A 5,083-nucleotide genomic window follows, 5' to 3' on the forward strand; every position below is an offset into this window, starting at 1 on the left:
TTCAAGGCGCCATCAAGGGCCTAACGTCAAAAGAAAAAGGCCAACCCATCGCGTGGTTGGCCTTTGTCGTTTGGGTCGGCGCCCAGATGGTTCGGCTTTTGTCCTTTGACTTTCTTGCCCTAGATGGCGCCTTGAATTTCTGTTGCAGGGAGGAAAAAGGAAGGGAAACTGTCTGAGCGAAGCGAGTTTTTCCCTTCCCCTCCCTGCGACATAAATTCAAGGAATCTTTCGCCATCTCGGGCGCGCATTTCTTTGCTTACTTTCTTTGGGCAAGACCAAAGAAAGTGAGTCAGCCCCGGCAGGGGATGAAACAAGGGATGCACCACCAACAAAAATCCCAGCAAAAACCAAAAGCACAAAGAAAAAACGCCCCTCAGAGAGATCCCCCTCTGAGAGGCGTTCTTCATCCACGAGACCAGTTAAGCCACAGGCGCCGTCCCCGCCCCATGCTCATGCCTGCCCGCCGGTTTGACGATCGCCAGCGTAGCAATCAACCCGCACAGCGCGGCAAACGACACCCACACGCCCGGCATCGCCTTGTTGCCCGTTTCGTGGATCAGCCACGTGGCAATCGCTGGCGTGAAGCCGCCGAAGATGGCCGTGGCCAGGCTGTACGCCAGCGAGAAACCCGTGGTGCGCACTTCCGGCGGCATGATCTCGGTGAGCGTGACGACCATCGCGCCGTTATAGCTGCCATACAGGAACGACAGCCACAGCAGCACGATCAGCATGCGGGCGAACGACGGTGCGCTCACCAGCCACTGCATGGCCGGGTACGCCGTCACCAGCATCAGCACGGTAAAGAGGATCAGCAGCGGGCGGCGGCCGACGCGGTCGGACACGGCGCCCATCACCGGCAGCCAGAAGAAGTTCGAGGCGCCCACGCACAGCGTGACGATCAGGCTGTCCATGTCCGACAGGTGCAGCACGCTCTTGCCGAAGGTCGGCGTGTAGGCGGTGATCAGGTAGAACGACACCGTGGTCATCACGACCATCAGCGTGCCTGCGCCCACCAGTCGCCAGTTCTGGCCCATCGAGCGGAACACGGCGCGCAGGTCCGGACGGTGCTTGCGCTTCTGGAACTCCTCGGTCTCTTGCAGCGAGCGGCGGATGATGAACAGGAACGGCACGATCAGGCAGCCGATCAGGAACGGCACGCGCCAGCCCCATGCGCTCATCTCCGACGGCGGCAGCAGGTACGACATCAGCACGCCCAGCAGCGCGGCAAACATGACCGCCACCTGCTGGCTGGCCGATTGCCAGCTCACGAAGAAGCCCTTCTTGCCCGGGGTGGCGATTTCGGCCAGGTAGACCGACACACCGCCCAGCTCCACGCCGGCCGAGAAGCCTTGCAGCAACCGGCCGATCAGCACCAGCAGCGGCGCCGCCAGCCCGATGGTGGCGTAGCCCGGCACCAGCGCGATCAGCAGCGTGCCGCAGGCCATGAGCGCCAGCGTGACAATCAGGCCTGTGCGACGGCCGTGACGGTCGATGTACGCGCCCAGGAAGATCGCGCCCAGGGGCCGCATCAGGAAGCCGGCACCGAAGGTCACCAGCGACAGCATCAGCGAGAGGAACTCGTTGCCGGCGGGGAAGAAGGTGTCGGCAATGGCCTTGGCGTAATAGCCGTAGACCATGAAGTCGTACATCTCCAGGAAGTTGCCGCTAACCACCCGGAAGACGGTGCGGGCCTTGGATTCGTTGGGGTTGGAGGTATGCATGATGGGTCTCACTCAACAGCTTGGGTACAACGTGCGGGCGAGCCGGTCAGCGCGCTGCGGGCCGCCTCGTAAAAGGTGGTGATGTGGTACGGCGTGCTCGACGGCATGTCGGCGCGCAGGCGCTGGCCGGCGGGGTCGATCACCTCGTTCCAGCCTTGCGCGTGCAGGAAGCGCGCGGACCACGCCGGCAGCAGGCGCGCGAGCATGGCACCCTGCGTTTCGGTGCACAGCGCGAGGGCCCGGCCGTATTCGGTCTGCGCCCAGATGCGCTGGCTGGCGTCGCGCATCGTCCCGTCCAGGTTGAGTGACAGGCACACGCCCTGCGTCTCGGCATCCACGCCGTCGGCGCAGGCGGCATCCACCGCGCGGGCGAGGGTCTCGGCCAGATGGCGCCCGGCTTCGGATCGCGTAAAGACCTCGGCGTGTGCGCGCACAAGATAGAACCATTCGAACTGGTGACCGGGTTCGATGCGGTTCTCGGTGCTGGCCTGGTCCGCAGTTTCGTCAACCGGCAACTCGGCGATGCCGCCCGTGCGCGTATCGATGAAGCGCGCGAGGATGCCCTCGGCCAGCGTGCGCACGCCGGCCTCGGCCCACGCGGGCGGCTCGTCCAGCGCGGCGGCGGCCAGGTACGCCTCGGTCAGATGCATCACCGGGTTCTGCGCGACGCAGGTCAGCGTGGTGCTGAACGAGCCATCCATGGACGCGACCGGCAGCGGCTTGGCACCGGCCCGCGCAAAGCTGCGGGTGATCACGTCGTGCGCGTCGTGCATCAGCGCGGCGGCACGCGGGTCTTCGCTCACGGCGAGCCAATGTGCGGCGGCAAACAGCACGAAGGCGTGCGTGTACAGATCCTTGGTGGTGTCGTCCGGGGCCAGCGCGCTGTCGATCGCAAACAGCCAGCCGCCGTGGATCGTGTCGCGAAAGCGCGTGTCCAGCGCATGGCACAGGGCGGCGGCGCGTTCGGCGCAGAGATCGCGGTGGCGCTTGGAGAGCTGCGTGGCGCGCGCGAACGTATACAACTGCCGCGCACAGGCCATCGCCCGGTACCGCGCGGTGGACGCCGGCACCAGCGCACCGTTGTCGACGACGAGTGCCTCATAGCAGAGACCGGCCTGCGCGTTCCAGCCGGGCCCCAGCCACATGGGCAGCAGGACGTCCTCGTAGTAGCGGTCGAACGATTCCAGCGCAGCCGCAATCGCGGCGGACGGTTCGGTCGTGGCCGTATCGGGCGGCGGGGGCGTGGAGGGTCGTGAAAGCATGTGCGCCGTGATGATCGTGGCGGGCGTCGACCCGTTCTAGCCAGGCCGGCTGCTCGTATCTGTTCTGTTCACCATAGGCGACGTACATACGTTCTACATGTGAACAGACCCGGGATTGTGCTCCAACTGGCGGCCCCGCGCCACGCACAACTGAGCCAATCCCGGTCACCGTGCAGGGTTGTGGGTCCAATGAAAGGTTTTTGCCGGATGCTGCCTGGGCGTGGGTTGTGCGAAGATGAATCACCCCTGGCTCATCCCCTGGTCCTGCCCCGATCCATGCACCGTCGCGACCTGCTCAAGCAGTTGGCCGCCGGGCTGCTTGCCCTGGCTCCTGGTTTGTCCCGCAGCGCCACGCCCGGCCCCGCCGCTGGCGCCTCCGAACCGTTTGACGAAGCTCGCCTGCTGGCGCGTGCACGGGCCTTGGCCGCACGGCCCTACCGGCCGCGCAGCACGCAGCTGCCCCCGCCGCTGGCCACGCTCGGTTGGGACGGCTATCAATCGATTGGCTATCGCCCCGATCACGCATTGTGGGCCGGACAGCACTTGCCGTTCGAGGCGAAATTCTTCCACCTCGGGCTGTTCTTCAAGTCGGCCGTGCAGATGCACGAAGTGGTGGACGGCCAGGCCCGCTTGATTGCCTATGACCCGGCCATGTTCGATTACGGCAGGAGCGGGCTGGACCACCAGGCGCTGCCGTCCGACCTCGGCTTCGCGGGTTTCCGGCTGACGACCAAGGCCGACCCGACGCGCGATGTGGCCGCTTTCCTGGGCGCGAGCTACTTCCGCGCCGTTGGGGGGCAGTGGCAGTACGGCATGTCGGCGCGCGGGCTGGCGATCGATACCGGCCTGCCGCGCGCGGAAGAGTTTCCGGACTTCACGGAATTCTGGCTGGTGCGCCCGGCCGCCGATGCCGATACGTTGCGCGTCTACGCGTTGCTCGATTCGCCCAGCGTGGCCGGCGTCTACCGCTTCGACATCCGCCCCGGCGACACGCTGGTGATGGACGTGGCCGCCACGCTTTACGTGCGCAAGCCGATCGAGCGTCTGGGCATTGCCCCGCTGACCAGCATGTTCCTCTACGGCGAAAACGACCGCACCGACCGCGCCGGCGATCGCCACAGCGCCGCACGTCGCTGGCGTGCATCGGACTGGCGCCCGGAAATCCATGATTCCGATGGCCTGGCCATCTGGCGCGGTTCGGGCGAGTGGATCTGGCGGCCGCTGGCCAATCCGCCCATGCTGCGCAGCCAGCGCTTTGCCGACGACAGCCCGCGCGGCTTCGGCCTGCTGCAGCGCGACCGCAATCCCGATCATTACCAGGATGACGGCGTCTTCTACGAGAAGCGCCCAAGCGTGTGGGTCGAGCCCACGCATGGCTGGGGCGAGGGTGCGGTCGAACTGGTGGAGCTGTCGGCCAACGATGAAACCTTCGACAACATCGTCGCGTTCTGGCGGCCGGCTGTGGCGCCGCATGCCGGGCAGGAGCTGGCGTTCGGTTATCGGCTGACGTGGGGCGCGCAGCCCGCGGCGGCCTCGCCACTGGCGCGTGTGGTCGCGACGCGCACGGGCATTGGCGGCGTGGTGGGGCAGCCGCGCAAATACTTCTCGTGGCGGTTTGTCGTGGACTTTGCTGGCGGCGAGCTGTCGCGGCTGGGGCGCAGCACGGCGGGGTCGACTGTGGAGCCCGTCATCCGGGCCTCGCGCGGGCGGGTGGAGATTGCGTCTGCGCGGCCGCTGGCGAGCATCGATGGCGTCCGCGCGATGTTTGATGTGGTGCCGGACGCGAGCAATGCGCCGATTGAGTTGTTGCTGACGTTGCAGTCGGGGGAGCGGTTGCTGTCTGAGACTTGGGCGTATCAGTGGACGCCGCCGGTGGATCGAGGCGTGTGAGCGTCGTTTCTTGGGGCGTCGGCTTTTATGGCTGGTGCCGGTCTATCCCTTGTTTCACCCCCTGCCGGGGGCGACTCACTTTCTTTGTCTTGCCAAAGAAAGTAAGCAAAGAAAGGCGCGCCCGAGATGGCGACCCACTCCTTGAATTTATGTCGCAGGGAGGGGAAGGGAAAAACTCGCTTCGCTCAGACAGTTTCCCTTCCTTTTTCC

3 protein-coding genes are annotated in these 5,083 nt (G+C 65.7%); 1 reads left to right on the forward strand and 2 read right to left on the reverse strand.

The genetic code is table 11. The annotated features are described in order from the left end of the window. Positions 1-419: 419 nt before the first annotated feature. On the reverse strand, positions 420-1,721 hold the full coding sequence (locus tag N511_RS0117825) for an MFS transporter (RefSeq protein ID WP_027680520.1): 1,302 nt from the start codon (positions 1,719-1,721) through the stop codon (positions 420-422). Positions 1,722-1,729: 8 nt separating this feature from the next. Then, entirely contained in the window at positions 1,730-2,983 is a 1,254-nt protein-coding gene (locus N511_RS0117830) for an AGE family epimerase/isomerase (protein WP_027680521.1), read from the reverse strand. 276 nt (positions 2,984-3,259) lie between these two features. Here N511_RS0117830 and N511_RS0117835 point away from each other — a divergent pair, with 276 nt between their 5' ends. Beyond that, complete coding sequence (locus N511_RS0117835) at positions 3,260-4,873, forward strand: glucan biosynthesis protein (protein ID WP_027680522.1); 1,614 nt, start codon at positions 3,260-3,262, stop codon at positions 4,871-4,873. Positions 4,874-5,083: the final 210 nt, after the last annotated feature.

It is taken from the genome of Ralstonia sp. UNC404CL21Col (assembly GCF_000620465.1).
Classification (GTDB): Bacteria; Pseudomonadota; Gammaproteobacteria; order Burkholderiales; family Burkholderiaceae; genus Ralstonia; species Ralstonia flatus.

Coding starts and splice junctions, on each gene's coding strand:
- N511_RS0117825 (WP_027680520.1), bottom strand. CDS start 1,721: ATGCATACCTCCAACCCCAACGAATCCAAGGCCCGCACCGTCTTCCGG.
- N511_RS0117830 (WP_027680521.1), bottom strand. CDS start 2,983: ATGCTTTCACGACCCTCCACGCCCCCGCCGCCCGATACGGCCACGACC.
- N511_RS0117835 (WP_027680522.1), top strand. CDS start 3,260: ATGCACCGTCGCGACCTGCTCAAGCAGTTGGCCGCCGGGCTGCTTGCC.